Here is a 26,430-nt window from a genome sequence, read left to right on the forward strand (position 1 = left end):
TCCAAACACAAAAAAATAGAAAAATCAGTATTTTATTTTCTTATACACCGGAGCATGCGTCTTTTCCTCATCCTCCTTATCCTGCCTCATCTTTCGATCAATCCAGGCAAGTACATACCGCTGCACAAGCGGCCGGTAATAAATACCCGTAAACGCCACAATCAATCCTGCAAGCGTCAGGAGAATAATCGCAATAACACCCTCAGTCGTCGTAAACGGGAACGGCTCGATCGGTGAAATCGACAGAAAATAAATCACCGCACCATACACAATCATCCCTAAAGCAACGATAAAGAACGGCACCACAAACATCCGTGCAAGAGCAGCCCGCTCATTCTGCACACAGTCCGCAATCTTACCTGCCACCGCAACAAGACCTGCAACAACCATCCAGACAACCGCACCATACAGGAACGTCATCACATTATAGAGCAGACCAGCATCCCCCGTCACCGGATAGTACGTCACAATACTCATCAGACCCGCGATCACACCGCAAAGCGTCAAAATTCCGGCAATCGCATACGCCACGAACGAAATTCGCCCTTTGTGGAATGAATCAACAAACCCGTAATAGATATACCCCACATACTCATCCAGATCAAACCCTTTAATCAGCAGATACACACCGATAATACCGATCACCACAAGCATCGCAGGAATCTCAGGAGACAGCAAAGACGCTGCCACATACAAAATCATCGCAAGCGCAATCGGCACCAGAACGCTTCGGGAAATCTTCGGATCATTAAACAGCTTCTTAATAATATAATATGTACCCTCGATATTCGGCAGCTGCTTAATCACCACACGCACAACACCCGCCACCTTCAGATGCGACTGAATAATCGGCAGAACAAACTCATCCTCCGCACCATCCGAGATCAGCACACAACTCTCAACACCAGTCTGCGCAACCAGATCCTCCAAAAGCTCGGCAATCCGGCGGTCACCCTCCAGCATATTCATATGATTACCGCCGATAACCGCAACCTCCACATCCTCGCCCTTGCCCTTCAGCTCATCATACGTCTTGATCGCCTGGAAAATCGCATTCGTATCCGAATCCTCAGGATCCGCAATACCAAGACGCGTCGCAGCGTCCAGACACGCCTCTCTCCCCACAACAGGACTCGTCACGCCTGCCTTATATCCGATATCATCGTCCCGATCGACGCTGAGAATCAGAATTCGTCCCGCAGTCATCCATTATACCTTGCGAGTTAATCGATAATATACCTGTGGGCAAAAAAGCATTGTATCATTTATTCGTTCATTGACAGGAATCATTCGTCATAACTCCGTCCATGGCAAACATGCCGCAGACATGCGTTTCTTAAGCAACTCAGAAACAAAATAAAACAGAAAAAAAATATGGAATTTAGATAAGCTTTGACCGCTGGAGCTTTAACAGATCCTCGGTCGTCAGCTTCTCACCGCTCTTGAAGGCATTGAAGATAGTCTCTGCCTCTTTGCGTGCGGACTTGTTATCCTTCACAGTCTTGACCTTCTTCTGCTTGCTGCGCATACCGGTCAGGACCTTATCATAATCGCGGAGATTCTTCTGGCACTCAAGGAATGCCTTGTGCTCAGCATCTGCTGCTTCCTGAGCCTCAACAAACTGCTTGTGCTTTGCATCTGCACCCTCGCGTGACTTGTCAGCCTTGCGGTAGCACTCGACCATCAGATCATGGTGCTTCTGTGCAAGCTCTGCCTTCTCGGTCACATCTGCGTGGAGAGCGGATGCCTGCTTGCGGAACTCACGTGCCTCAATTAAGCGGCCGCGGACTTCCTTGTTCTGCTCGTGCTCAACTTCCTGCTCTTTGACTTCAGCACGGAGCTGCTTGATCTTGTCGACAAGCTCACGCTCCTTTTCCGTAGTCATGACCTCAGTCTGCTGTCTCTCTTCAAGAGCCTCAATCTGACGGAGAATGTCCTTTGCGGATGCCTTCTTCTCATGGCTTGCAGCGGCTGCGCCGGAACCTGCATCGCCTCTGAGTGCGTCAATCTCCTCGAAAAGCGCATTTGCCTTATCGTTTAATTCATTGCGCTGTTCCTTAAGAGCCTGAACCTCGTTGTTGTTCTGATCACGAAGCTCTTTATTCTTCTGTGCATCCTCAACATACTGACGGGTTGCATTGTTCAACTCGTTTCTCTCGCGGGCAAACTGGCTTGCCTGCGCGTTCAACTCATTGCGCTTTGTTTTGTGTTCTTCAGACTCTTCGAGGAGTGTTTTTCTCTTTGCGACAAGATCTTCGGTCAACGTTCTTACCTATCCTGAGTAGCCGCCTGATTGACTCGAGTGGAAAACATAACCGGAAAAAGACGGGAATCAAATACAAAATTGCATGAAAAATGACACAAAAACGAATCTAAGATCTCAAGCGAACGAATGGTATTCAACCTCCTGTACTTTCTGCCGTCTGTCTTCAGGCACTCTGCCTTTCAGATATACGACTTTCCTATAATAAATGGAGAGATTAACATTTATACCTGTCGGAGGGGATGAATTTACATGCGTCCTGTGTGCTCCGTGGGCGAAACGGAAAAAAATACACGATACCAAAAAACAACAAAAAACAAAAGAGGCTGACCAACCCCGAATCGGGTTGGGGTATTCGGGGCAGTTGAGTGTGAATCCTGCCCCGCGTGAATTATAGTATTTTATTTCGTTGGAATATCTGAGTCCTTTGTACTCCGTGGGATGGCACCGGGAATCTGAGTGTGGGTTGGTGTGGGTTTTTTTTTCCCGGGCCGTTTGGTGTAATGTATGGAAACCTTGTGTAACTATGGTAGCTGTCCTGGTTCACATGATCCAGTCAAAGCTTGAACCGCTGCGTGCAGTTGCAGCATTGCCTGACGAAGAGTGTGATGCGGGGGACGAAGACTGGGCATAGTTGAAGCCGCTGCCGCTTGACTGAGAGGGTTTGGATGCCAGGTTCACTGAGTGGCCGCCGAGAATCTGCGGGCTCTGGATACCGGTCATGATTGCCATAACAGACACCTTGCCCTCAAAGTCCTTGCGGACACGTGCGCCCCAGATAACATCTGCGTGCGGATCAAGCTCATACGTCAGCTGCTGGGCAATCTCCTCAGCATCATGGAGCGTAAGATCATTACCGCCCGTGATGTGGATCAGACCGCCGGTTGCGCCTCTGAAGTCGATGTCAAGAAGCGGGTGTGCAAGACAGTCGCGGATAACACTCTCAGCCTTGTTCTGCTGCTTGGACTCGCCGACCAGCATAACTGCAAGACCGCCCTTGCTCATGATTGCACGGACATCTGCGTAGTCGATGTTGATTAAGGACGGCTCAGTGATCGTCTCAGAGATTCCTTTTACAGTCTCTGCAATGATCTGGTCCATCACGGAGAAGGCCTGACCGAGCGGAAGGTTTGGAACAAAGTTCTTCAGTCTGTTGTTGTCGAGAACAATGACTGAGTCTGCTGCCTGACGCATTGCCTCAAGACCATCCTCTGCCTTCAGCATTCTCGCACGCTCAACCTGGAACGGGTAGCTGACCATTGCAATAACAATAGCTCCGTGTTCCTTTGCAATCTGTGCAACAACCGGTGCAGATCCAGTACCAGTTCCACCGCCCATACCGGCAGTGACGAACACAAGGTCTGCATCCTTTAAGATCTCTTCAAGCGTCGGTCTGGCCATCTCTGCGGCACGGCGACCAACATCAGGGAAACCTCCGGCACCAAGACCGCGGGTCAGGGACTTGCCGATAAGGACACGCTTGTCTGCCTGAATCATGTCCAGGTGCTGCTTGTCGGTGTTGATTGCAATTGTTTCAGCACCGGCAACCTTCATGTTGTGCAGACGGTTGATGGTGTTGTTTCCTGCGCCACCGCATCCGACGATCACAATTCTTGGCTGTCCAAGCATGTCGTCATCGTCAACGATGGAGGTCTTCTGCATTCCCTTTTCAAGTTCTGAATTTTTTAATGCCTCATTAATAATACTCTGCATGTTTTTTCACACCCCAATAAATTTTAACATTAAAGTCGTACGTCGAATGTGGATACCTGGTCACTCTCACGAATAATCCGTTCACTTCTGCCTGCGAGAAACTCCCTTACGGCGTATCTGACGGCTTCAGATACCGTAGGAAACTCCCCAGTTTCTACAAGTTTCTCCAGTAGTTCCACCTGCTGCGGCGGTAAACGAATTGTGATTCTGTCCATCATAACTCCATTCAGACAATTGTCAGTCATTCGTCTGACATTTGTCTGACGTTTGTAAGACACTCGACTGACGTCCTGTTTTGGACAAATCATAATTGAATCTCTTCCCATATATAGATATGGATGCCTGACCAGAAAGATCAACTAAGAAATATTGCCTTTCTGCAGTGTATTTATGCCCGTGCGTTGATAGTAGTAAGCAGGAATTTAAGAGTATGGAGAGAAATTTTCCAAAAAAAGCTGTGCATGGAGGAAAAGCCCAGGAACTACGGCGTACGTTCGGCCACGAATTTCTTGACGTGAGCGCAAGTATGAACCCCTATGTTCCGGCATTTTCCGTCGATTACTCTTGCGCGGACCTCTCTATCTACCCTGACGACAGCTACATTGAACTAAAAGAAAGCATCTCACGCGTATTCTCAAGAAATACGGATGAAATTTGCGTCGGCAACGGATCTGCGGAGCTCATACGCGTGTACTGCCACACCCTACTCAAAACCGGTGACATTGCAAGAATTGATCCTCCGACATTTTCCGAGTATGGCCTCTCGGCAGAACTTGCCGGAGCAGATGTCCGTTCCTGCGGACAGTTGCACGGCCAAAAGCCAAAGGTCAGATTCATCTGCAACCCGAACAATCCCACCGGAACACTCCTGTCAAGAGATCAGATGCAGACCGAACTCGAGCTCTGCACACACGATGGAACAAAACTTTTCGTGGATGAAGCGTTCATGGACCTCTCCGAGCCCGAAGACTCGATCACGGACCTGCGGTCTCCGGATCTTTTCGTGATGCGGTCGCTGACCAAATCCTTCTCGGTGCCTGGCATCAGATTCGGGTTCGGGTTCGGCGATCCGGATCTTATCGCAAAAATTGAAACCGCCCGCACGCCGTGGACGGTGAACGCATTCGCCGAGTATTATGCCAAACTTGCGTTCGCTCACTATCATGAACTACGGGAATCTGCGCGCAGACTTGCGGAGGAGCGTGACTGGTATTATGCCCGTCTGAGGGACCTCGGGCTGAAGTATGAAGAGTCAACAGTCAATTATATTCTCATCCATCTTGACCGTGACGCAGCTCACTTCACCAGAGCGATGATCGACAAAGGCATTCTTGTCCGCGACTGCACCTCGTTTGGTCTTCCAGGAAGCATCCGGGTGTCGGTTGAGACGAGGGAGAAAAATCTCCGGGTGCTGGAGGCAGTTGAGGAATGCTTGCGCTGATTCTTGCCGGCGGCGAAGGGTCGCGCCTGCGGCTTGGGGAAAAAGCGCTGGTGATGGTGCATGACCGGCCGATGATCTCCTGGGTGCTGGATGCGTTTGCCGCGGCTGACTGTGAACCGCTTGTGATCACTTCGCACAAAACACCGTTCACGAGAAACTGGTGCCGGGCAAACGGTATCGACTTCCTTGACACAGCCGGAACCGGCTATGTGGAGGATCTCATTGAGGCGGTGGAGATGACCGATGAAGAGGGCCCGCTCTTTACCTCGGCAGCAGACATCCCCTGTCTCACCGAGAGCATTATCTGCCGCATCCGTGCGGCACATGCCGAGCACGGGCTTCCTGCATGCTCAGCCTGGGTACCGGTCAGCAGGTGCGAGGCCTATGGCATGCAGCCCCGCTACTGTGAAACAGTCTGCGGTGTTGCGGCAACACCCTGCGCTGTAAACATACTGACCGGCAGTCTGATTGGTGAGGCGCAGGAGGAGTTCTGTCTCCTGCTTGACGAGCCGGGTCTTGCATTCAATATCAATACGCGTGAAGAGCTTGCGGTGCTGGAACGTGAGTTCTATACAGTGCGTGGGTTGTGAAGGGCACTGTCTGTACTTGATCAGCTCCGCCCACGGAAAACACGAGACGCATGCTTGCGGCCTGCTTACCGCTTCGTGGGAACACACGGAAAAAAACATCACGGAGCAGACGTGAACAGAACGGAAATGAATTATTGTGGTATCAAAAAAAATTAGTCGATTTCATTCTGAAAATTTTTCAAAAAAAAATTGTCGCAGAAATATTTTCATACCATCACTGAAGTAGAGAACACGAATCACATGCCGAAACGACTCCTGAAAGGGACCATATATTTCCATGAAAGGCAGAGCATCATAATAAGACAAACCATTCAAAATAATATTTCCGTGATGTTCACGTCTGCTCTGTGATGTTTTTTTTCCGTGGAGTTCAGTGTGTTCCGTTTTTCCGTGGGAGGCAGAGCCGCCCTAAAAAAAAATTAGAGTAAAACCATCCTGATAGACACAGGACGCCGGACAATGCCGTCAAAGTTTTTCGCCACAACAAACTTCATTCCCTTTTCCGCTGCCGTATCCACAAACCGCTGGTTCACCACCTCATCAATGATCACACCGGCAAAATTTCCTTTCAGCTTCGGCAGGATATCACGCATCTCGGCAAGAGAGTAGTCGCCGTAGATAGTACCTTCTGCAGTAAGAACGCGTGCCCTTCCGGTCTGGCGCATCCAGTCAGCATGCTCCCCGACAGTCCTTGGCTCGGCAACCAAAATTGGTTGCGGTACCGCAGGCTTCACCTTGGCCGCAGACGCGGCTGGTACAGGTGAAACCTCAATCTCCTTCTGCGGTGAAACAACCATCACAGGTTCAATGGCAACCCCGGCCTCCTTCTGCTGCAAAGCAGCCTGTTCAGACTCACCGGTGATCACAGCGACCGCTGCAAGCGGGACCTCAACCTCTTTGGGCTGCAGAACAACCGATTCAGTGGGAGTCACCGTTTTTCTGGAGCGGGTCACCTTCTCAGGAACAGCGGACTCCTTTTGAACCGGTATCGGAACAGATACCAGCGGTACTGCATCAGGAATAACTACGGGAACCGGCACCACCGGTTCAGACAAAGGGGCCGGAATTATCTCGGGCACTTCCGGCTCTGAGACAGCCTGCACCATCCCAAGCTCCGCAGCCGCATCATGAATCTGAATCAGTTCAGGAATGATATCTGCAATCGGCTCATCCCGTGTAATCTGTGCACGCAGCGTATCAGCAGGAATCTTGTTGCGCAGAGACTTCACAATCTCCTTACGCGACATATCCTCCACGCTTCGACCGCGGGGAGAAAATGCCACAAAATCAATCTCTGCAACCTGCAAAAGTTCACGCAGAATCAGATCTCCTCCGCGGTCGCCGTCCACAAACACTGTCGTGTTTTTCTTGATGCTCAGATCAATGACTGTTTGGGGAACCTTCGTCCCCTCAACAGCCACCGTGTTTTTGATGCCGCATTTGAGAAGGTTCAGCACGTCGGCCCTTCCCTCCACAATAATTATGGCATCCGAGTCCATGACATTGGGGCCTGCGGGGAGGCGTTCCTCGCCAATCGAAGAAACCTTCTCCACTCTGATGGACTCGCGGACCTCCGCAAGAATATCATTGGTGGAAATGCCGACATCATCGAATGCCTCAAGCAACAGCTCCTTTGCACGATCCACAATCTGCCGGCGTTTGATCGCCCGCAGATCCTCGATTCCCTGCACCTTGATCACTGAAACGCACGGGCCAACCCGTTCGATGGTTTCAAGGGACGCAGCAAGAATTGCCGTTTCCGCACGGTCGAGAGATGATGCAATATAGAGTTCGCCGGTGGTTTTTCCGTGCTTGCTCATGATCTGCACATCGATTCTGCCGACACGACCGCTTCGCTGCAGGTCGCGTAAATCCAGATCTTCGCCTAATAATCCTTCGGTCTGGCCGAAAACAGCCCCGACTACGTCGGGTTTTTCGACCACCCCCTCTGCTTCAATATGAATATGAATGAGATACTTGGTAGTGTCAGGTGAGTACATGTAAGTAAGCCTCCATGGTTGAAATGAGTAATGTAAGAAGTAACCATAGATGAATAGGATATGTACTCTTGACGCATATAAATTGTCTGACCGAAAAGTATTAGGTGGGGAGGTTATGATCTGACAATTTCCGGTGCGGTTTCCGTGGATCTGGAAACAACTTTTCCATCGGATTTTCTGATGATTTCAAGCGTGACGACATCTCCTTCAGATATCATCTGATCTTTAAGATCAATCCATGCCCACTGTCCGGACGACCACTCGGTACCTCGAACTCCTGTACCGCCAAGCAGCTTGACACCATAGTGGCTGGTAGGAATAAAATCACTGCCCTGAAGCGTTGAGATGAAGACATTCTTCTTAACACCGTTCACGTAAATTTCCGCACGATAATCTGAAAGAATAATCGGGCCGTACTCTTTGATAACATAAGAAAAACGACCATTCTGCATCTGAAACACGGGCTCAGGCTCACGACCTTTGTGCACTACATACAATCTGCTGGCAAGAGTGAGTTGTCCCAGATGATTTTCATGATGAATGCTTTGAATATCCAGTATCTCCGGAACCGGTTCAGGGGAGGACAGGGATATGTTCGTCATACCTGAACAGAGAATCAAAAGAATAGCAGCAATAAGCACTGTAAGAAAAACAAGAAGAAGAGTTGCGATTACCGGAGACACTGCGGGGTTACGTTTGCACACAATATGAAGTTTCCACACAATAAAAAAACAGTACCGTTTCAGAAATGATAGAGTTTTGGCTACCAAATGACTATGAAATGTCAATGCAAAAGGGATATATGTCCCCCGTCGTTAACCGATCACACTCATTGGTGGCTGCTGCCGTCCCTTGTGGATCTTTGACCGGACGGGGGGTGCCTGTAGCATGTCATGTTGTCCCGTGGATCATTCTCCGCGACTGCGTATGCGTCACCCGGGGGCCTAACACATGCCGAAGTATCGACACAGTATACTTATGGGGCAGTGAATGATTTACCCTTTCCGGCAAACCAGAGAGCCTCACCGCGGGAAAACTCACCATTATGCCAGGCAGGAACTCCGCCAACAACAGTCGTCACCGGAAAAACTCCTGCCATTCCCTCATACGGCGTCCAGCCGCATCTGCTGTGGAGACGCTCTGGAAGAATTTTCTCAGGCTGCTTTGCATACACAGCAATGTCCGCACGACTGCCTACTGCAATCTTTGGTGCGGCAAGTCCGAGAATATGGTACGGGTTGGTGACCGTCTTTGCAACAACTGCATCAAGGGAAATTTTTCCCTCAAACACCGCATTCATCAGAAGCGGCATCATCGTCTCAACACCCGGAACACCGGATGGCGCAGTCGAAAACGGCTGGGCCTTTTCAAGAGTAGTGTGCGGAGCATGATCTGAGGCAATGACCGGAATAGATTCAAACATCCGCCACAACTCCATCCGTTCAGCCTTCGTCCGCAGAGGCGGATTCATTCGGAAATGTGTGTTGGAAGGATCCTGTTCCTCAAAAGAGAGAAACAGATGATGCGGCGTAACCTCATAACTGTTCCCTGGCCGCGTCACAACGCGGGCGATGGATGCGGCCCCACTCATATGACAGTAGTGAAGCCGTGCGTTTGCAGGAGCAAGAGAGTTCACCAGATCAACCGCCGCCGCCTCCCCGCTAACTGGCCGCAACATCGCATGCTCGACAAGACTGTGCACCTCGCCAGGCCGAACCTCTTCAGCATGTACCGTTGTCAGAGCACCTGCATTTCCGAGGACAACAAGGGACGAGCGGATTACCTCGGGGGACAGTGCTGACCCATAACTTGACGGAGCAGCAAACATCTCTCCAAACGCAAGAGCGCCTGCTTCCCAAAGACCGGTCAGATCAGCAGTCTCCGTAACCGAACCATTGATTGCAAAATGGCAGAAACTTGTTTCGTGTGCATGAGCGACGCGGGCGGAAAAGTTTTCCACAGACTCCATCGGCGGCATCGTGTTCGGCTGGTCAACAACCGCCGCAACACCGCCCGCAACAGCAGACTGCGTTCCCGTCCCCCAGTCCTCCTTCGCAGACTGCGGCCCGTCCCGCATATGCACATGCATATCAATCGCCGCTGGAATACACAGACAGCTGCGGCAGTCGATCGTCGTATCGACTGGCCCCGAGCTTCCAATATGAGTGATTACCCCACGGTCGATTGAAATATCTGCAATCCTGCCGTCCGGCAGCCGTGCAGACTTCAGCACCAGATCAGTCATTCAGCAGACCCTTGGAACCGGATCACCCATCGGCGGCTCGATAAATCTCTCGCCTCCGATACGTGTCCGCATTACTACACCTGATCCTTCCACAACCTCTCCGACGATCACTGCATTTTTGCCGTACGGATGCTTCTTCAGAGCAGCAAGCACCGCGTCAGCAGCATCTGCTGAAACACCCATCACACACTTGCCCTCGTTTGCCACCTGCAGCGGATCAATTCCAAGGAGACTGCCGGCGGACGCAACGCTCTCGCGAACAGGCATAGCATCCTGCTCCACCACAACCTTTACTCCTGCTTTTCGTGCCATCTCATTGATGCATGCCGCAAACCCACCGCGGGTCGGATCCTTCATCGCATGAACAGCACCTTTTGGTGCAGCTGTCACTGCGCCATGGATCATCGCGTACAGAGGAGCCACATCAGACTTCAGCTGATCGCCGAGATCAAATCCTTCGCGGTAGGCAACAATTGCCATACCGTGATCACCAAGAGTTCCGGACACAATGATCTTGTCGCCAATGGCAAGAGCACGATCACGGATCAGGTACGAGTCCGCGTCCACCACGCCAACACCGGCGGTGTTGATCACAATACCGTCAAGGCTCCCCTTCTCCACAACTTTTGTGTCGCCGGTGATGATCGAAGCCCCGCACTCTCCGAGAGCCTCGTCCATCGATGCAACAATTTTTTCCAGATCTGCAATCGGGAACCCTTCCTCAATCACCATCGCACACGTCAGGGCAACAGGTCTTGCACCCATCACGGAAAGATCATTAATCGTTCCTGAAACCGCAACACGACCGATGTCGCCGCCCGGGAAAAAGATCGGCTTCACCACGTGCGAGTCGGTGGTCAGCACAACAGTTTTTCCGCCGATATCAAATGTTGAACCGTCGTCAAGCGACTCAAGACCGATGCCGCCTGCATTATTGTGTTTGAATGCGGTCAGAGTCTGGAGAAGTTCTCCCATGACCTCCCCTCCCGCACCATGCATCATGTTGACCTCAGTATCCTTTTTCATTGTTACTCCTCGGTATCGATCTCAATATTTTTCACTAAAATTTCGCGGCCCTGCACCAGACGCGGCAGTTTTCCGCAGGTGGGACAGACAAATATCTCAGAGCCACAGTAACCGCACTCGCACTCGGCGATTGGGGGAATGGTAGTAAACACCAGTTTTGTTCCGGCAAACAGGGGGTCATCGGTGATGAATGTTCCAAACATAAACTCAACCTGATCAGGGTTGACCATCGCCATCGAGCCAACATCCACATAAATTGTTTTGACCTTTACTGCGCCGTTATCCTCGGCTGCACGTTTCGAGGTCGCATAAATATCATATGCGATGCCGGACTCATGCATGGTGCTGCGGCCCCTCTTCCATTGCTTTGTAGACTTCTTTGAACAGTTCGCGGGTCTCAAGACCCTCCTCACGGGAAAGGCGCTGAATAGCAAAACCTACGTGGACGAGAACGAACTCACCGACCGCTACATCAACGAGATCAATTCTGACCTCCTGCTGAAGGTCTCCGTAGTCAACGAGAGCCACATTTCCATCGCGTATTTCCAGTATTTCTGCGGGAACTGCTATGCACATATACCGGTATATTGGTGAAGAAGAGTGATAAAGACAACGATAAAGAAAAACAGTAAAAGCGCCGAGAGGGAGATTTGAACTCCCGAGGTGTCACCACCAGAGGCTTTCAAGGCCACCGCCTTTCCGGACTAGACTATCTCGGCATCGAAGTCCACACATAGTATGCATGCTGCCTAAAAAAAGATTTGTGTTCTGATTTGTCGTTTCACGTGCGTCGCATGCGAACAATGCCGGCCGCTGCAAGTACTCCAAGGAACGGAAGGATGATTCCTACCGGGCTTTCGGTTGCGGACGGGTCAGCACCTGGTTTGCCGAAGGTGTTCGCAAGGTTTGGATCTGCGGCAAGCGAGACCACATTCTTCGCACTGATATAGACTGTTGCTGACGCATCGCCGCTGGACGGATATACCATCAGATTCACGTTTGCATCACTGGTCGTGACCGTGAAGGACTCGTCAGAGTTTTCATCTTTTTCGTTGACTTTGATCGGGGTTCCGCCGTTGACCGTGTACTCAAGAGTCCAGTCGGTTCCGCGGAACGCGGTGATGGTCGAAGTTCCGGTTCCGGTTTTGATGGCAAAGTAAGCAGGTTTTGCTTTGGATGCAACTGCATTTGCCGTCAGCGTCTGACCGGAGGATGTCTGGGTTGCTGTGGCCGTTACCGAGCTGGTCGGGCTTCCGCTCATCAGGGTGTAGGTTAAAAGACCAATGTAGCCGTCTTTATCTCTGACTGCTACCTGATACATGCCTGCACCGGTTGCCGGGAGCACTTCAGAGAACTGGCCGTTTGCATCAGTTCCCACCCAGTAAGGGCCGTAAACAACGCGGCCGTCAACAACACTGCCTTCGTACATCGTCAGCTCAACACCTTTTGCACCGGTTTCACTCGCCTTGCCGGAGACCTCAACATCAGTGGTAGAGTACTGGACTCTTGGTGACGTGCTGGTCAGCTCACTGGTACGATCGACCAGCTGGACGGTGAAGAAAGTACGTTTGCTGCCAAAGTCCTCCCCTGGATCTTCAACGGTCACTGTATACATGCCGCCTTTGAGATCCCATGTGTCAAAGGTTGTACCAAAGTGACCATTGGACTGGATGACAACTGATTTGGAGTCAACAGTTCCCGATGATGTCCCGGATTTTTTGAGCACAATTCGCTTTGTCGTTCCAGCAAGACTCGCATCCGTTACACACTCAACAACAATTTGGGATCCGACCCCCATCTTCAGAGTGGCGGTCTGCGGGTCAGGCGTGATGAAATCAAACGAGTACGCTGACACAGTTCCTGCGCAACACAACAGAACCAGCAGACCGGCAGCGAGAAGGAGAATACGGGTTTTTCTCGTACCATTAATCATAATTTAGTTAGTTAATTTCTTTACAGATAGTCTTTGCCGTTGACACTGCCAACCAAACTAAGATAACCACTGCAATGCCATTATATCAGAGAATGTTGGCATCCGTAAAACCGCTCGCGTCCTGGAAGGGACAGGACAGATATTTCGGCGAAGTCCTGCCGTCGCTCACCGGAATTTTTCTTTCCGGCGGGTGCAGCTGGAACCGCTGCAGGATGTGCGGGTACAAAAATGACCGCAACAGCTGCGCGTCGCGTGATGAACTTATCACCCACATGAATGCCCAGATTGCCTGGATTTCTGAAAATTTTTCGGCCGGGGAGTATGGCCTTGGAAAGATCTTTACCTCAGGCAGTGTGTTCGACCCAAATGAGGTGCCGCTTGAGGTCCTGGACTCGTTTGGAAATCTGTTTGCCGGAAAACCGGTGATTGCCGAGTCACGCGCTGAGTATGTAACCGAGGAGGCCTTATCACGTTTTCTCAAAACGCTGGATCAGGGTCAGGCACATCCGCTGACCGTTGCGATCGGTCTTGAGACAACAAACGATGCCATCCGGGAAAAGTCAATCGACAAAGGATTTTCCTTCGCAGACTTCATCCGCGCTGCAGATGTGTGTCATGAAGCAGGTGTCGGCGTGAAAGCATATCTGATGATGAAGCCGTTGTTTTTAACCGAGAACGAGGCACTTTTAGATATGCAGACATCGATTGCCGAGGCAGCGCCCTATGCAGATATGATCTCGATGAACCTGTGCACGGTGCAGGGACGAACAGAGGTTGAGCAGTACTGGCAGCGCGGATCGTTCCGGCCGCCGTATCTGTGGTCTGCGGTCAAAGTTCTGCTGGAGGCAAACGTGCCGGTTGCATGCGATCCGGTCGGTGGAGGATTCCGCCGCGGACCGCACAACTGCGGAACCTGCGACAAGGAGATCGTTGCGGCAATCAATGCCTACTCACTGTCTGCGGACAAGTCCGAGCTGCAGAAGGTGTGGGACGAAGGCTGTTCCTGCAGAGAAGAGTGGGAGTATGTTCTGGAAAACGAGTTTTCCTGGAACATGCCTTTAACACAATAATCTATTTTTTCTGCCATGCGGCAAAAATTGTCGCAAAAGGGTTTCCGACACGGTATTTTTCTGCGACTGCTGACTGATAGATCTTCAGGACATCCTGATTGTCAGGGCTGATGTCTGCTGCGATAAGCCGTTTGCCGGTGATTGAATCAGAGGTTGCTTCAAACAGCTGCCAGCCGAGGGTGTGATACTGGGAGTTTTTCAACTCGCGTGCGGGTGCGATTCCCTGCGGTATCATGGCAGCACCGCTGGTTCCTGCGATGATGTGATGAGTACCATTCATCAGATAATGCTCATACCAGTGTTCGTGCCCGCCGAAGACGAAGTCCACGTTGTAGCAATCGAAAAGCTCCAGCATTTTTTCGCGCTGTGCATCGGTTACCTGCTGGCGGTAAGGGTCGTTTGAGCTGAAGAGCGGCTGGTGGAAAATGACAATTTTTCTGCCTTCAGATGTGCCGAGCTCACTCTCAAGATAGACGAGCTGGGTATCGATGTCGGGGAGGACAACGACGTCGTCTGGGTAGTAGTTGGGACGGATTTTCACGCTGGTGTCAAGGATGATGAAGGTGACGGGACCAGCGTCAGCGGTGTAATACCGGTCGCCGAAGAGATCATGCCAGAGGCTGTAGGTGATGTAGGGGATGTCATGGTTTCCGGGCGCTGCGATGAAGGTGACGTTGTGGATGTAAGGGTCGGCTGCTGCAAAAAAGTCGGTCCAGTACTCATATACGGATCCGTCGTAGACGAGGTCTCCTGTGTGAATAACGATGTCTGGATGTGCTGAGGCGATCTCTGATGCAATAAGGCCGTGTCGTTTTGTTTCTGAAAACTCAAGGATGTTGGTGGTTTCGTTGACAATCTGCTGGGTGTCGCCGACGACGGCAAAGGTGATTTTGTCGCTGCCAAATGTTTTGAACTGGTACCAGGGAGTGGTTTCTCCGTCAGCGGTGACACGGTAAAGGTACTGAGTATCTTTTTTGAGATTTTCAATCTGCACATGATGATACCGTGCAGGCTGACTGCTGACTGCATCACAACCCTGAATCTCAATGATGCTTTCAGAGATGTTGTCGGTTACAAAACTGATGACGTTCGAATTTTCGGTTGTCTGGGTAATATAGGGACCCATGGCAACTCCTGCACAGGCCGGACCGCAGAAAAGAAGGAGGAGAGTTATTGAGAGCACCACCGTTCGAGGATTCATACAGATATGAGTTGATACTCATTGCTGATAAATGTGGTGAGTTATGCGGTAGTATCGATGGGGCGGCTGCGGCATTATCGTTGAGTCTCCCACGGAAAAACGGAACACACATAAATTTCGCGGAAAAAAAACATCACGGAGCAGACGTGAACATCACGGAAATGAATTGTTTTCGGATTCCGTGATGTTCACGTCTGCTCCGTGATGTTGATATTTCCGTGTGTTCTGTTTTTCCGTGGGCTGCTGCATTTAAATTATGCAGAGGAGAGAGCACGCAGCTCCTCAAGGAGGAGGGGCATGAACGTTCCTGCATCACTGACCATACCGATCGCCTGGGATGTCCCGCGGTCCATGAGTTTCGTGACAGACGCCGGATTGATATCGACGCAGATGGTTTTGACGTGGGAGGGGAGAAGGTTACCGACCGCAATCGAGTGCAGGAGGGTTGCAACCATTAAAACCATACCAAGCTCAGGGATGTGTTTTCGCATCGCATCCTGTGCATCAATCACATTCTGGATGACGTCAGGCAGAGGGCCGTCATCACGAATGGACCCTGCGAGGACAAACGGAACATTATTTTTGATGCACTCATGCATGATGCCGCTTGTTACAATGCCGGTTTTGACCGCCGCATAGATGGAACCTGCGTCCATGATTTTGTTGATAGCATACAGGTGATGGCGGTGGCCGCCGCTGACAAGCTCGCCGGTGCGGAGGTCCATCCCAAGCGAAGTTCCAAAGATGCTGTACTCAAGATCGTGCGCTGCAAGAGCGTTGCCGGCGAAGAGAACATTGATGTATCCTTCGCGAATCATAGCAGATACGGCCTCCGCAGCTCCGGTGTGAATGATCGCAGGCCCTCCGACGAGTGCGATTTTTTTGCCTGACTGTTTGATCTGCAGAAGTTCCTTTGCGATCTGGCGGATCATGGTTTTGCTGGGCCGCTCTGACGAGACCTCGCCTCCCATAAACTCGAAGACACCGATCTCACGGGGACGTTCGGGGAAATCGACGCGGACACCTTCTTCACCGACAACGACATTGTCCCCTGGAAGAAGTTTTCCCTGTACAACACAGGACGCAGTTTTCGTTGCGGCATCAACGCGGATGAGTGCATCCATCTTCATATTGGCAACAGCGATCCATTCACCATCATGATGAATGTAGGTCGGGTGGTTGGTGGTGGAGTAAAAGCCTTCGGGAGCTACTTTTGCTTTGATGACGTTCTGGAGAGTGACCTCTTCTTCTCCGGTGACGAGTACACCAAGCCTGCGGAGTTCGCTGATGATCTGGGTGAGCTCTTCGGGAGTTTTTGCGGAGATCTGCATGCGGGCGTAACTCGGGTCGGTCTTCTGCCGACCGAGGCTGAACTCCTCGGTTTCAAAGTCTCCGTTGTACTCAACAACGCAGTCCATTACTTTGGCAAGAATGCCTGAGTCAACGATGTGACCCCTGAGTTCGATCTCCCGCGAGAATTTCATGTGTATGTATGGGTCGTGAAAAGAGATGAATATTCTCGGCCCTCGAACAGAGTCACCGTACTTTTCCTGATTTCTGTTGTTCAATGTTTCGCGCATGTTTTTTTCAGAAGAGATGTCCTCATGCACACTGCGTTATTTTTGATTTTATCGATTCAAATGAGGTTGAATTTTGATATTGATATACTATTGTGCTGAAATATTTTGGAAAAAGCCATGCGAACTCTGAATATTTCATAAGAACTACTATATACCCCATAGCAAGAAGATACTCATGTATGAAGCGATTGCTGATTGTTTTGATAGTGTGTATTGTTCTGCTGGTTGCCTCCGCTGGTTGTGTGGGAACTCCTTCTGTGGGGACTCCGGTATACACTGAGGACGGGACTACGGTCTACCAGAATGTTGACGGATCCCATTACGCTGTTGACGAGGAAGGAAATGAAGCATGGGTCAACCCTGACGGTTCCTATTCAGGAAAAACAACCGACGGCTCTACTGTCACCGGAAGTAAGGGCGGTGATGTCAACTATCAGGGAACTGACGGTTCCAGTGTTGTTGGAAACCAACAGTCAGGAACTGCGGTCACTGAAGACGGCAGTACCATGACCTGGACCACTGATGCAAACGGGGTAGTTCACTACACGATTGTTGACAAGCAAACCGGTGAGACGCACACCTACTCTTCAGCGGGGGGTATGTACATGCCGTCCGGATTTACGTATTAGCTGCGTGATAATCTCATGCGAAAAAATTGATGCATGTCTTATGCATCACTCATTTTTACCAATCTGGTAAGACCAGACTTTCAAGAAAGTTTATCTCATCTCACTACGACGTATCCCTATAATGATTCAACTTGGAGAAGACTTCAAACCTTCACTGAAGTACAAGCCCTACCTCGCAATCGCCACGATCTTACTTATAGCCTTCATCTGGGCTCTCTGTTTGGGATGGGTGTTCATTGGCGACGTATTCGGTCTTGGCGCATCCATTGCCATTGCCGCAGCAGTAATTCTCATCGCATGTCTGATCTTCGGACTTGTATGGGTTGTTCTCTACTACAAGTCGGTCGTCTATCATCTCAACGAGACCGAGATGACCTGGAAGCGTGGTGTCTGGTTCCGCAAAACCGGTATTGTTCCCTACAACAGAATCACCAATGTTGACATTGTCCAGGGCCCGGTTATGAGAATTTTCGGGATCTCAAATCTTAAAATCCAGACTGCCGGATACTCGGGAACGAACGGGTCTGCGGAGATCTCGCTTGAAGGTATCGAAGAGCCGGAACCCCTGCGGGCACTCATCATGGACTTCGTCCGCGGCACTGCCCCAAGCCCTGCGGCAACCGGTGGTGCACCGGTGGTGACGGCACAACCAGCGGCCAACGCCGATATGGCTTCACTCATTGCTGAAGTTGCGGCAATCCGTAAACTCCTCGAAGAGAGGAAATAATTTTTTTTTGAATTCTGTTTTTCTCATAAGTTCGATTTTCGTTTATGGGGATTTTTTTATGTGGCTTTGTTTGGGGTAACCCAAACAAACCTGTGTCAAACCCAAACCAAATAATTATTTTTCCGCACCGCAAACGAGTATCTCATGTCTCTGATGGTCCTCGGAACCTCCTCCCATGCAGGTAAAAGCTCAATAACCGCAGGAATTTGCCGCATACTCAGCGACCGGGGCATCCCTGTAGCACCGTTCAAGGCGCAGAACATGAGCCTGAACTCCTATATCACCGAAGAAGGAGCAGAGATCGGCATCGCCCAGGCAACCCAGGCATTCGCAGCCCGCGCCCGTCCGGTCGCAGACATGAATCCGGTACTCTTAAAACCCAAAGGAAATGCAGTCTCGCAGGTTGTGCTCCTTGGAAAACCCTGGAAGGACACCAAAATCACCGACTATTACACAGAGACCGAATACCTGCTTGGTGAAGCAGTCCAGGCATACGACCGGCTGAAACGCGAGTACACCAACATCATCGTCGAAGGAGCAGGAGGAGCTGCCGAAGTAAACCTCTACGACCGCGACATCGCCAACATCCAGCTCGCAAAACGTTTGCAGATACCAATCATCCTTGTCGGTGACATCGAACGCGGAGGAGTATTCGCACAGATATATGGAACGATCGCCCTTCTGCCCGACGATGTCCGCCCTCTCGTGAAAGGAATCATTGTCAACAAATTCCGTGGTGATGCCCAGCTCTTTGAATCAGGAAAAAAAATTCTCGAAGAGCTCACCGGAGTACCGGTGCTTGGTGTCGTGCCATGGATAAAACTCGCACTCCCGGAAGAGGACTCACTCTCACTTGCAGACAAAACACCTGCTGAAAAAAATATCAGAATCGCCATCATCCGCTACCCTCACATTGCAAACTTCACCGACTTCTCCTTACTTGAAGAAGCAGCAGCAGTTGAGTACGTTGAGCCGGGAACACTGCTCAACGCATATGACGCGGTCATCCTGCCCGGAACAAAAAACACGGTCAGCGACCTTGCAGTGCTCAGAGAATCTGGCGCTGCAGATCAGATAGTCGCCTATGCAAAAACCGGAAAACCGGTGATCGGTATCTGCGGCGGATATCAGATGATGGGGACGTCCATCTTCGACAACGCGATCGAGGGTGAGATCATTGCAGACTACGAAGGGCTGAACCTCCTTCCTGTGCACACCATCTTTGATCACTATGACAAGATCACCCGTCAGGTGAAAAGGGTCTCAAAAGGGCAGGGGCCAATCCTTTCCCGAATGAACATTGCCGCAGGTTACGAGATACACTCAGGCAAAAGCAGTGTTGCAGGAACTCCCGCGTTCACGGATGAGGGATGCGTTGATGATACCGGACTCATATTCGGCACCTACATGCACGGACTGTTTGCAAATGCCGGAGCGGTTGATGCGCTTGTCGGCTATCTTGCCGGGAAAAAGAATGTTTCTTACACTCCTGCCGGAGATGCCGGTGATCCGTATGCGGTCCTTGCACGGCATCTGGAAGGCTGTCTTGATGTGGAGCGGATTGTTGCGCTCTCAACGGTTAACTAAATCAGTGTCCGGCACCCAACCACTATGTGAGGAGAGATGGCGCTCAGGTTATCATTCACACTGGATACTGAACTGTCGGAACGAATCGATCTGTTTGCAAAAAAACAGGAGATCGACCGCAATGAGGCAGTACTCAGGCTGATCGAGGCCGGCCTCTTTCAGGCCGAGCAGAAAGGGGAAATGCCGCCCGCACCAAAACGTGACTTCAAGGAGTTTGCTAAGATGCAGAAGAATGTGGATCTGCTTCTGCGGAGTATGGACGAGCTGAAAAAAGAGGTGCGGGTCATGCATCATGTGATCGATCTTGAGGAGAAGCGGGAAGCAGAGGAGAAAACCGCCGGTAAACCTGCTACGAAGTGGTGGGACCGGCTGGACTTCAGCACGAAATAAACGCGAATAGCACGAATAGCGCGAATCGGTGAGCAGACCGCAGGCATGCGATTCGCGTTTTAATTATTTTGAAGCTGATACTCACTCGCGAACAACCACATCGCATTGAGGCGTGAACGGACTTTTTCGGATCGAAAGCGACAACAGATACGGATAGTTTGCCGCAAGATACTCCATGTGATCGAGCCAGACAAAGGTCAGCTGCGGATAGACGCGGTTCACATCACCCGCAAGATGTGCAATATCGGTCTTTGGAAGATCAGCAATATTTCCGCGGCTTGCAAGCTCCTCACCAAGGTGGAAAAGATCCTGTAAAAGTTTTGAGATACTGTTGTGTTCAAGAAGAACAGGATTTTCAATCAATCTGAGCAGAAACTCATGATGCTTTTCAAGAAGACCGCGGATCTCAATAAGATCTGCAGCAGAAGGTGACGCAGTAAACCGGCAGGAGGCAAGCTGCTGCTTTGCCTGGGAAAAGTCCCCGGGCGTCCATGCCTTGTGCACCGCCAGGATGTTTCGGATCTCCTCTGCGTTGGAATCTGACGCAGTAATCAGTCTGAGCAGCCGCACTCCCATCTCTGAGAAAAAAAGACCGATAACCATCTTCATCTTCTCCTGTTGCTGCTGTTTTGCCCGCATTGAAAGAAGCCGGTTGATGATGATCGTTACAATCAGAATATTGATCGGCAGAAACCCGAGGCTGTTGAAGATGTAGGAGAGCGTGTTGCTCTCGCCGTCGTCGCCGAACACGAGAAGTTTTACTATATAGACGATGACGGATATGCAGATAAGCGCAATAATCAGCCGCTGTTCCCAGGTAAGTTTTACCATGTGTTTAGGATCCATAACGTTTTGTGAGGATGTCGAGGGTTTCAAGTGCTCCGTCAAAGGACTCAACCTCGATGACCGGAGTCTTGACATTGTTTTCAGCGACACGTTTCATTACCGCGTCAAAGTCAATGGTTCCTTTACCAACTGACTCATGGCTGTCGCTTTTGCCGTCGTTGTCATGGAGATGCACGTGGGCGAAGGAGGACGGGAGGAACCGGTCAAGGTTGCCGCACTCATTTGCATGGCCGACGTCAAGGCAGAAGAGGGCACCGTCAAGCAGGGGGAGGTCCTTTGGCTCTTTGAGGAAAAAGTAGCCCCAGTTGCCCATGTTTTCAATAAAGTAGGTCACGCCGTACTGAATGGACTCGGCACGAATCTGTGCGAGGGAGGCGCGAAGGTGCTGTTCGGCAAGTTCATACTCGTACTCCCAGGCAAAGTAGCCGGGATGGACAACAACCGGTGCGTCAACTTCTGCGGCAAGGGCAAAGGTGTCGGCGATCACCTCGACTGATGCACGGCGGATGGGTTCAAGAACGGATGCAATGTTCACGCCGCGTGAGGGAGCGTGAATGCTGTACCTGAAGCTGTAGGATTCGAGGAGTTTGGTATCGGTTAACAGATGCGGGCCGTCGCTCATGATCTCGACGTTTTTGGTATAGGGGACAAGTTTGTCGAGGGCTGAGTGAAGGGACTCTGCATGGAGACAGTGGGTGGATATTGAGTACATGTCTATTATAGTAGTAGTGTGCGCTGTGAGAAAAAAATGGCTTTGGCGGTTGTCCGGTGTTTGAGAAGGTTTGTGATCGTAACTCGCAAATCAACACTCGCAACTCGTATCCTGATAACAGTTTCAAAAAGAGCGGGCTCATGTCCACATTTCGCAACGAAATATGACAACAACTCAGTCCTGTTGTTATTTTATCTCACTAAACATCAATACAGCTGAGTAATTGCAGAGGGGAAAAAGTAGGGGCAGTTGGAAAAATTATTGATCCTTCTTTTTCCTGGTAGTTAGTTTACGAGTTGCGACTTACGACTCAGGATGAAAATCCTCTGAATGCATGCGGAGCAAAATCCCTCTGTAATATTGTGGCGGATTGATAATCCCAAAAACACAACAAGTACTCATAATGGCAGACGTAGTTTTAATCTCAGGAAGTCCGCGTGCAGACAGCAACACGGAGTTTTTGCTGAATGTATGCAAAGAGGAGCTGGAAGCGGCAGGCCTCACCGCAAAAATTCTCTCGCTCCGCGGAAATCCGATTCAGTCCTGCATCGCTTGCGGTCAGTGTGCAAAGCTTGGCAAATGTTCCTTGCAGGACGGTTTAAACGAGATGCTCCCTGATATTCGCGAAGCTGACGGTTTTATTGTCGGTGCTCCGGTCTACTTTGGAACCGCACGCGGGGATGTGATGAATCTCCTGCAGCGCGTTGCGATGGTTGCCCGGGTAAATGGCAACTGGCTGTCTCGAAAAGTCGGCGGCCCGGTTGTTGTCGCACGCCGCGGCGGTCACTCGGCAACATTACAGGAGATGCTGATGATGTTTTTCATCTCTGATATGATTGTTCCGGGTTCGAGCTACTGGAATATTGCATTCGGCCATGCAGCAGGAACGGTTGCTGACGACGCAGAAGGCATCGCAACGATGCGGAAATTTGCGCAGAACACAGCGTATCTGATTGTACAGATGCGCAAATAATTTTTTTTTTGCTGTTTGAGTTCGACAGCCCACGGAAAAACGGAACACACGGAAAAACATCACGGAGCAGACGTGAACATCACAGAAATATTATTTCAAATGTGAATTCCGTGATGTTCACGTCTGCTCCGTGATGTTTTTCCGTGAAATTTCCGTGTGGTCTGTGTGTTCCGTGGGCTGAAATACGATAACTGACGAACATTACCAAAAAAAAGTATTCGAGGGGAAATCCCCAATAAAATCATGCAAACATTAGATCTTTGAAATTAAATCGCGCAGGACAGCCTCGGGATCCTTCGCCTTCACCACGCTCGACGCAAGGAGCACACCGTCCGCTCCAAGAGACAACGCCTTTTTCACGCACTCGCCTGACTGAATACCTGCCCCGCACAAAACCTTCACCTCAGGATTCACCCGGTGCACCCCTGCAACCGAGCTCTCAATAATCTCAGGATTTGCCGTAGCAACCGAAATGCCTGAACCGATCAGCTCCGGAGGCTCGATTGCAACATACGTCGGCGCAAACGCTGCCGCTGCCGCCGACACCGCCGCATTATTCGTGCAGACCACCGACTCCAGATGATGAAACTTTGCCGCAGCAACCGTTGCCTCAATATCAGCAATCGTTAACCTGCGCTCCGAATGATTAATCAGCGACCCGACACAACCTGCCGCACGAACCGTAAACGCAGGAACACGTCCCGTAAACGCACCCTCAACAGGATCAATATGCTGGGCATACACCGGAATCTCATAATGCTTACAGAACGGATGAAGCTCCGTAAACTGCGGCGCAACCCCGATCGTCACTCCCGACTCCTGCATCACAAGCTCTGCCGCAGTCCCTATCTGACCGGCATTATTTCCCGCACCCTCGCGGTACGACTTAAAATTAATAAGAATAAGTGGAGATGCCATTTGAAACAGTCCGCTTATTTCTTCTTAACCTGCAGCACATCGCCCAGCGTCGTTGCAGGAACACCGCCCTGCTGAAGCGCGTCTGCATCACTGCCTGAATCAAGAAGCTGGATACCAAGTTCATTCTCAAGCTTGGTACGCTCCGCCTCGGTCGGCGCACGGTCTCCGCGCTCAAGCTTCTTGATATCGCCCTCCTGCATTTTCAGAATAAAAGCGAGATCCTTCTGGGAATACCCCTTGTCCTGACGTGCCGCAGTGATCCGCTTTGCGAAATCCTCCACCACATCCCCTTCAATATAATCAAACATATCACGTTTGCGACTGGGTGACGGAGCGGAACCGGCGGCCGCAGGTTTCCTCGTCAGCGTCGGTCTCCCGTATCCGGCGCCTGCAGGCTTTGGTGCCTGGACCTCTGTGCCAAGCTTGGCACATTTATCGCAAACCTTCATTGGTTTGGCACCCTCAATCTGCACCAGTCTGCCCTTCTTGGTGAGAGGTGCACCACATAACTCACAGTATTCTGTTTGCATGATAAATTCGCCGTTATCTATTTTTTATTTCTAACACATTAACAATTCGGATACCGATACATTTCAGAGAGGAAAAAAACCAAAAAAACCAAAAAAATTTGGTGGTGCACTTTGCGTCCTGTCTCTCACAAAGACAGGTGATCCATGGTTATTTCAATAGAAGTTCTGTGGTTACTCCAAGCGAGACAACCCGTCTCAAAATCACACCAGAGAACCACTATTATCCGATTATTTCAACAGATTTATCTGGATATTTTCCCTGTTTCCCTACCATCTTCCAAAGCTATTTCAACACACACGCACATATCTATAAGGATTAACGTCTTAGGCCATTTGCGTTAATGGAAAGATTAGTCCGGGACGGTACCCGGAACTAAACAGTGGAAAAGAACATGTTACTAACTGGTGCAGAGATCATCGCAGAAGTTCTCATCGAACAGGGAGCCACCACCATCTTCGGATACCCCGGAGGAGCGGTTCTCAACATCTACGATGCCCTCTACGAATACCGTGACAAAATCCGTCACATCATGACAGCCCACGAGGAGGGAGCCTCTCACGCGGCTGACGGATACGCACGTTCAACCGGCAAAACCGGCGTCGTACTTGCAACATCCGGGCCCGGAGCAACCAACCTTGTTACAGGAATTGCTACCGCCTACATGGACAGCGTCCCCCTCGTTGCACTAACCGGCAATGTTGGAACCAGTCTCATCGGGCGCGACAGTTTCCAGGAGGTATATATCGCCGGAATCACCATGCCCATAACCAAACACAACTTCGTTGTGCGGGACGTAACACAGTTGGCAGACGTTCTACGGGATGCATTCAGAATCGCCCAGACCGGACGGTGTGGTCCGGTTCTCGTTGACATCCCCAAAGACGTCACCGCAGCCAAAACCGAGTTCGAACCGCTTGGTCCGGTGGTAATTCCGCAGCCTGCCCTGCCGGCAGCAGACGACATCCGTCGCGCAGCAAACGACATCAACCAAGCTGCCCGGCCGATCATCTACTTCGGCGGCGGCGTAGTCAGCAGCGGCGCTGAAGTCGTCCTCGCCGACCTCATTCATACCGCAAACATTCCCGCATGCCACACAATTATGGGAACCGGCGTCATCGGAGACTCCGATCCCCTGAACCTCGGCATGGTTGGAATGCACGGCTGCTTTACAACCAACAAAGCCATTGACGAAAGTGACCTCGTGATTGCGATCGGCACACGATTCAGCGACCGCGTCGCCCTCAACACAACTGCGTTTGCAAAGCATGCAAAGATCATCCACATCGACATCGACCCAAGCGAAATCAGCAAAAACGTGATCGCCCACGCAAGCCTCATCGGCGACGTCGGCGCAATCCTCGCAGCCATGCTGCCGATGATTGCACCAGCAGAACACACCGAGTGGCGGGAACGGATTACCAAATGGCAGACCGAGGACTATGTCCCTGAAGACAGCAGCGAAGTTCTTCGTCCGCATCAGATCGTATCAACCATCGCACGACTCGCAGGAGAAGACGCCATCATCGCCACCGACGTCGGCCAGCATCAGATGTGGGCCGCTCAGTACTGCGAACGCACCCAGCCACGCTCGTTCTTAACCAGCGGCGGACTGGGAACCATGGGATTTGGATACGGTGCTGCAATCGGCGCAAAAATTGCGAACCCCGACCGCCGTGTGGTCCACATCACCGGCGACGGCAGTTTCCATATGAATCTGAACGAAGCATGTACGGTAGTGAGCTATGACCTGCCGATCATTACCGTGATCGTCAATAACACCGTTCTCGGCATGGTCAGGCAGTGGCAGACCGTCTTCTACGGCGGCCGCTACTCCAGCACCTCGCCCGAGCGTAAGACTGACTTCGCCAAAGTTGCCGAAGGCTTCGGACTCTCCGGCGTTTGCGTCAGAACCCCTGCCGAGTTTGAAAAAGCGTTTACGCAAGCGCTTGCCGACAACAAACCGATCTGGATAGAATGCCTGATTGACAAAGATGAAAAAGTCCTGCCCATGATTCCTGCCGGCGGCACTGTCCGGGACATGATAACGAAGTGATT

26 protein-coding genes and 1 tRNA gene are annotated in these 26,430 nt (G+C 51.0%); 9 read left to right on the plus strand and 18 right to left on the minus strand.

Translation table 11 applies throughout. From position 1 onward, the window contains the following. Nucleotides 1-24: 24 nt before the first annotated feature. The 4 genes from McpAg1_RS02035 to McpAg1_RS02050 all read right to left on the minus strand — a co-directional run bounded on the left by McpAg1_RS02035 (nt 25) and on the right by McpAg1_RS02050 (nt 4,191). Nucleotides 25-1,206: a DUF373 family protein gene (locus tag McpAg1_RS02035; protein WP_338093623.1), complete on the minus strand. Its 1,182-nt coding sequence runs from the start codon at nt 1,204-1,206 to the stop codon at nt 25-27. Between the two features lie 175 nt (nt 1,207-1,381). Continuing rightward, the gene (locus tag McpAg1_RS02040) at nt 1,382-2,263 is read right to left on the minus strand and encodes a coiled-coil protein (RefSeq protein ID WP_338093624.1); all 882 of its coding nucleotides are present in this window, start codon (nt 2,261-2,263) and stop codon (nt 1,382-1,384) included. Nucleotides 2,264-2,806: 543 nt separating this feature from the next. After that, nucleotides 2,807-3,976, minus strand: coding sequence for a cell division protein FtsZ (gene ftsZ / locus McpAg1_RS02045; RefSeq protein ID WP_338093625.1), 1,170 nt, complete (start codon nt 3,974-3,976; stop codon nt 2,807-2,809). A 29-nt stretch (nt 3,977-4,005) separates the two neighbouring features. Further along, entirely contained in the window at nt 4,006-4,191 is a 186-nt protein-coding gene (locus McpAg1_RS02050) for a ribbon-helix-helix domain-containing protein (protein ID WP_338093773.1), read from the minus strand. Between the two features lie 215 nt (nt 4,192-4,406). Between McpAg1_RS02050 and McpAg1_RS02055 the strand changes: the two genes are divergently transcribed. Further along, nucleotides 4,407-5,417: a pyridoxal phosphate-dependent aminotransferase gene (locus tag McpAg1_RS02055; protein ID WP_338093626.1), complete on the plus strand. Its 1,011-nt coding sequence runs from the start codon at nt 4,407-4,409 to the stop codon at nt 5,415-5,417. Beyond that, entirely contained in the window at nt 5,405-6,007 is a 603-nt protein-coding gene (locus McpAg1_RS02060) for an NTP transferase domain-containing protein (protein WP_338093627.1), read from the plus strand. Before McpAg1_RS02055 ends, McpAg1_RS02060 begins: the two co-directional genes overlap by 13 nt. 419 nt (nt 6,008-6,426) lie before the next feature. Here McpAg1_RS02060 and dnaG read toward each other — a convergent pair whose 3' ends face one another. From dnaG to McpAg1_RS02100, 8 genes are all read right to left on the minus strand, one after another. Beyond that, nucleotides 6,427-8,007: a DNA primase DnaG gene (gene dnaG / locus McpAg1_RS02065; protein WP_338093628.1), complete on the minus strand. Its 1,581-nt coding sequence runs from the start codon at nt 8,005-8,007 to the stop codon at nt 6,427-6,429. Between the two features lie 113 nt (nt 8,008-8,120). After that, entirely contained in the window at nt 8,121-8,690 is a 570-nt protein-coding gene (locus McpAg1_RS02070; protein ID WP_338093629.1) for a hypothetical protein, read from the minus strand. Nucleotides 8,691-8,983: 293 nt separating this feature from the next. Further along, nucleotides 8,984-10,252: a dihydroorotase gene (gene pyrC, locus McpAg1_RS02075; RefSeq protein ID WP_338093630.1), complete on the minus strand. Its 1,269-nt coding sequence runs from the start codon at nt 10,250-10,252 to the stop codon at nt 8,984-8,986. After that, entirely contained in the window at nt 10,253-11,278 is a 1,026-nt protein-coding gene (gene hypE, locus McpAg1_RS02080) for a hydrogenase expression/formation protein HypE (protein WP_338093631.1), read from the minus strand. Between the two features lie 2 nt (nt 11,279-11,280). Next, nucleotides 11,281-11,619: a hydrogenase maturation nickel metallochaperone HypA/HybF gene (locus McpAg1_RS02085; RefSeq protein WP_338093632.1), complete on the minus strand. Its 339-nt coding sequence runs from the start codon at nt 11,617-11,619 to the stop codon at nt 11,281-11,283. Beyond that, entirely contained in the window at nt 11,612-11,854 is a 243-nt protein-coding gene (locus McpAg1_RS02090) for a HypC/HybG/HupF family hydrogenase formation chaperone (protein WP_338093633.1), read from the minus strand. Before McpAg1_RS02090 ends, McpAg1_RS02085 begins: the two co-directional genes overlap by 8 nt. A 59-nt stretch (nt 11,855-11,913) precedes the next feature. Further along, a tRNA-Ser gene (locus McpAg1_RS02095) sits at nt 11,914-11,997 on the minus strand. A gap of 62 nt (nt 11,998-12,059) precedes the next feature. Continuing rightward, on the minus strand, nt 12,060-13,211 hold the full coding sequence (locus tag McpAg1_RS02100) for a hypothetical protein (protein WP_338093634.1): 1,152 nt from the start codon (nt 13,209-13,211) through the stop codon (nt 12,060-12,062). A 92-nt stretch (nt 13,212-13,303) separates the two neighbouring features. Between McpAg1_RS02100 and McpAg1_RS02105 the strand changes: the two genes are divergently transcribed. After that, entirely contained in the window at nt 13,304-14,281 is a 978-nt protein-coding gene (locus tag McpAg1_RS02105) for an archaeosine biosynthesis radical SAM protein RaSEA (protein ID WP_338093635.1), read from the plus strand. A gap of 1 nt (nt 14,282) precedes the next feature. On the opposite strand, the gene McpAg1_RS02110 is transcribed toward McpAg1_RS02105, so the two are convergent. Further along, nucleotides 14,283-15,482 carry a purple acid phosphatase family protein gene (locus tag McpAg1_RS02110; RefSeq protein WP_338093636.1) on the minus strand — a complete coding sequence of 400 codons (1,200 nt, stop codon included), beginning with the start codon at nt 15,480-15,482 and terminating at the stop codon, nt 14,283-14,285. A 254-nt stretch (nt 15,483-15,736) separates the two neighbouring features. Continuing rightward, the gene (locus McpAg1_RS02115) at nt 15,737-16,966 is read right to left on the minus strand and encodes an ornithine cyclodeaminase, nickel-pincer nucleotide-dependent (RefSeq protein ID WP_338093637.1); all 1,230 of its coding nucleotides are present in this window, start codon (nt 16,964-16,966) and stop codon (nt 15,737-15,739) included. Between the two features lie 275 nt (nt 16,967-17,241). On the opposite strand from McpAg1_RS02115, the gene McpAg1_RS02120 reads away from it, so the two are divergent. The 4 genes from McpAg1_RS02120 (at nt 17,242) to McpAg1_RS02135 (ending at nt 20,395) form a co-directional block, all read left to right on the plus strand. Beyond that, a complete protein-coding gene (locus McpAg1_RS02120; protein ID WP_338093638.1) occupies nt 17,242-17,691 on the plus strand; it encodes a hypothetical protein in 450 nt (149 codons plus the stop codon). Nucleotides 17,692-17,812: 121 nt separating this feature from the next. Beyond that, nucleotides 17,813-18,418, plus strand: coding sequence for a PH domain-containing protein (locus McpAg1_RS02125; RefSeq protein ID WP_338093639.1), 606 nt, complete (start codon nt 17,813-17,815; stop codon nt 18,416-18,418). Nucleotides 18,419-18,562: 144 nt separating this feature from the next. Then, nucleotides 18,563-20,005 carry a cobyric acid synthase gene (locus McpAg1_RS02130; protein ID WP_338093640.1) on the plus strand — a complete coding sequence of 481 codons (1,443 nt, stop codon included), beginning with the start codon at nt 18,563-18,565 and terminating at the stop codon, nt 20,003-20,005. Nucleotides 20,006-20,041: 36 nt separating this feature from the next. Further along, on the plus strand, nt 20,042-20,395 hold the full coding sequence (locus tag McpAg1_RS02135; protein WP_338093641.1) for a type II secretion system protein E: 354 nt from the start codon (nt 20,042-20,044) through the stop codon (nt 20,393-20,395). A gap of 81 nt (nt 20,396-20,476) precedes the next feature. Here McpAg1_RS02135 and McpAg1_RS02140 read toward each other — a convergent pair whose 3' ends face one another. Together McpAg1_RS02140 and McpAg1_RS02145 are read right to left on the minus strand one after the other, a co-directional pair. Beyond that, nucleotides 20,477-21,226, minus strand: a complete 750-nt coding sequence (locus McpAg1_RS02140) for a hypothetical protein (RefSeq protein WP_338093642.1) — start codon at nt 21,224-21,226, stop codon at nt 20,477-20,479. A 4-nt stretch (nt 21,227-21,230) separates the two neighbouring features. Further along, on the minus strand, nt 21,231-21,953 hold the full coding sequence (locus tag McpAg1_RS02145; RefSeq protein WP_338093643.1) for a sugar phosphate isomerase/epimerase family protein: 723 nt from the start codon (nt 21,951-21,953) through the stop codon (nt 21,231-21,233). Nucleotides 21,954-22,356: 403 nt separating this feature from the next. Here McpAg1_RS02145 and McpAg1_RS02150 point away from each other — a divergent pair, with 403 nt between their 5' ends. Then, nucleotides 22,357-22,926, plus strand: a complete 570-nt coding sequence (locus tag McpAg1_RS02150) for a flavodoxin family protein (RefSeq protein WP_338093644.1) — start codon at nt 22,357-22,359, stop codon at nt 22,924-22,926. Nucleotides 22,927-23,178: 252 nt separating this feature from the next. Here the strand turns inward: McpAg1_RS02150 and tpiA are convergent, their stop codons facing one another. Next, nucleotides 23,179-23,844: a triose-phosphate isomerase gene (gene tpiA / locus McpAg1_RS02155; RefSeq protein WP_338093645.1), complete on the minus strand. Its 666-nt coding sequence runs from the start codon at nt 23,842-23,844 to the stop codon at nt 23,179-23,181. 14 nt (nt 23,845-23,858) lie between these two features. Then, complete coding sequence (locus tag McpAg1_RS02160) at nt 23,859-24,374, minus strand: multiprotein bridging factor aMBF1 (RefSeq protein ID WP_338093646.1); 516 nt, start codon at nt 24,372-24,374, stop codon at nt 23,859-23,861. A gap of 392 nt (nt 24,375-24,766) precedes the next feature. Here McpAg1_RS02160 and ilvB point away from each other — a divergent pair, with 392 nt between their 5' ends. Beyond that, nucleotides 24,767-26,428, plus strand: coding sequence for a biosynthetic-type acetolactate synthase large subunit (gene ilvB / locus McpAg1_RS02165; RefSeq protein ID WP_338093647.1), 1,662 nt, complete (start codon nt 24,767-24,769; stop codon nt 26,426-26,428). The last annotated feature ends 2 nt before the right edge of the window (nt 26,429-26,430 follow it).

The organism is Methanorbis furvi (assembly GCF_032714615.1).
In the GTDB taxonomy this organism is placed as follows: Archaea; Halobacteriota; Methanomicrobia; order Methanomicrobiales; family Methanocorpusculaceae; genus Methanocorpusculum; species Methanocorpusculum furvi.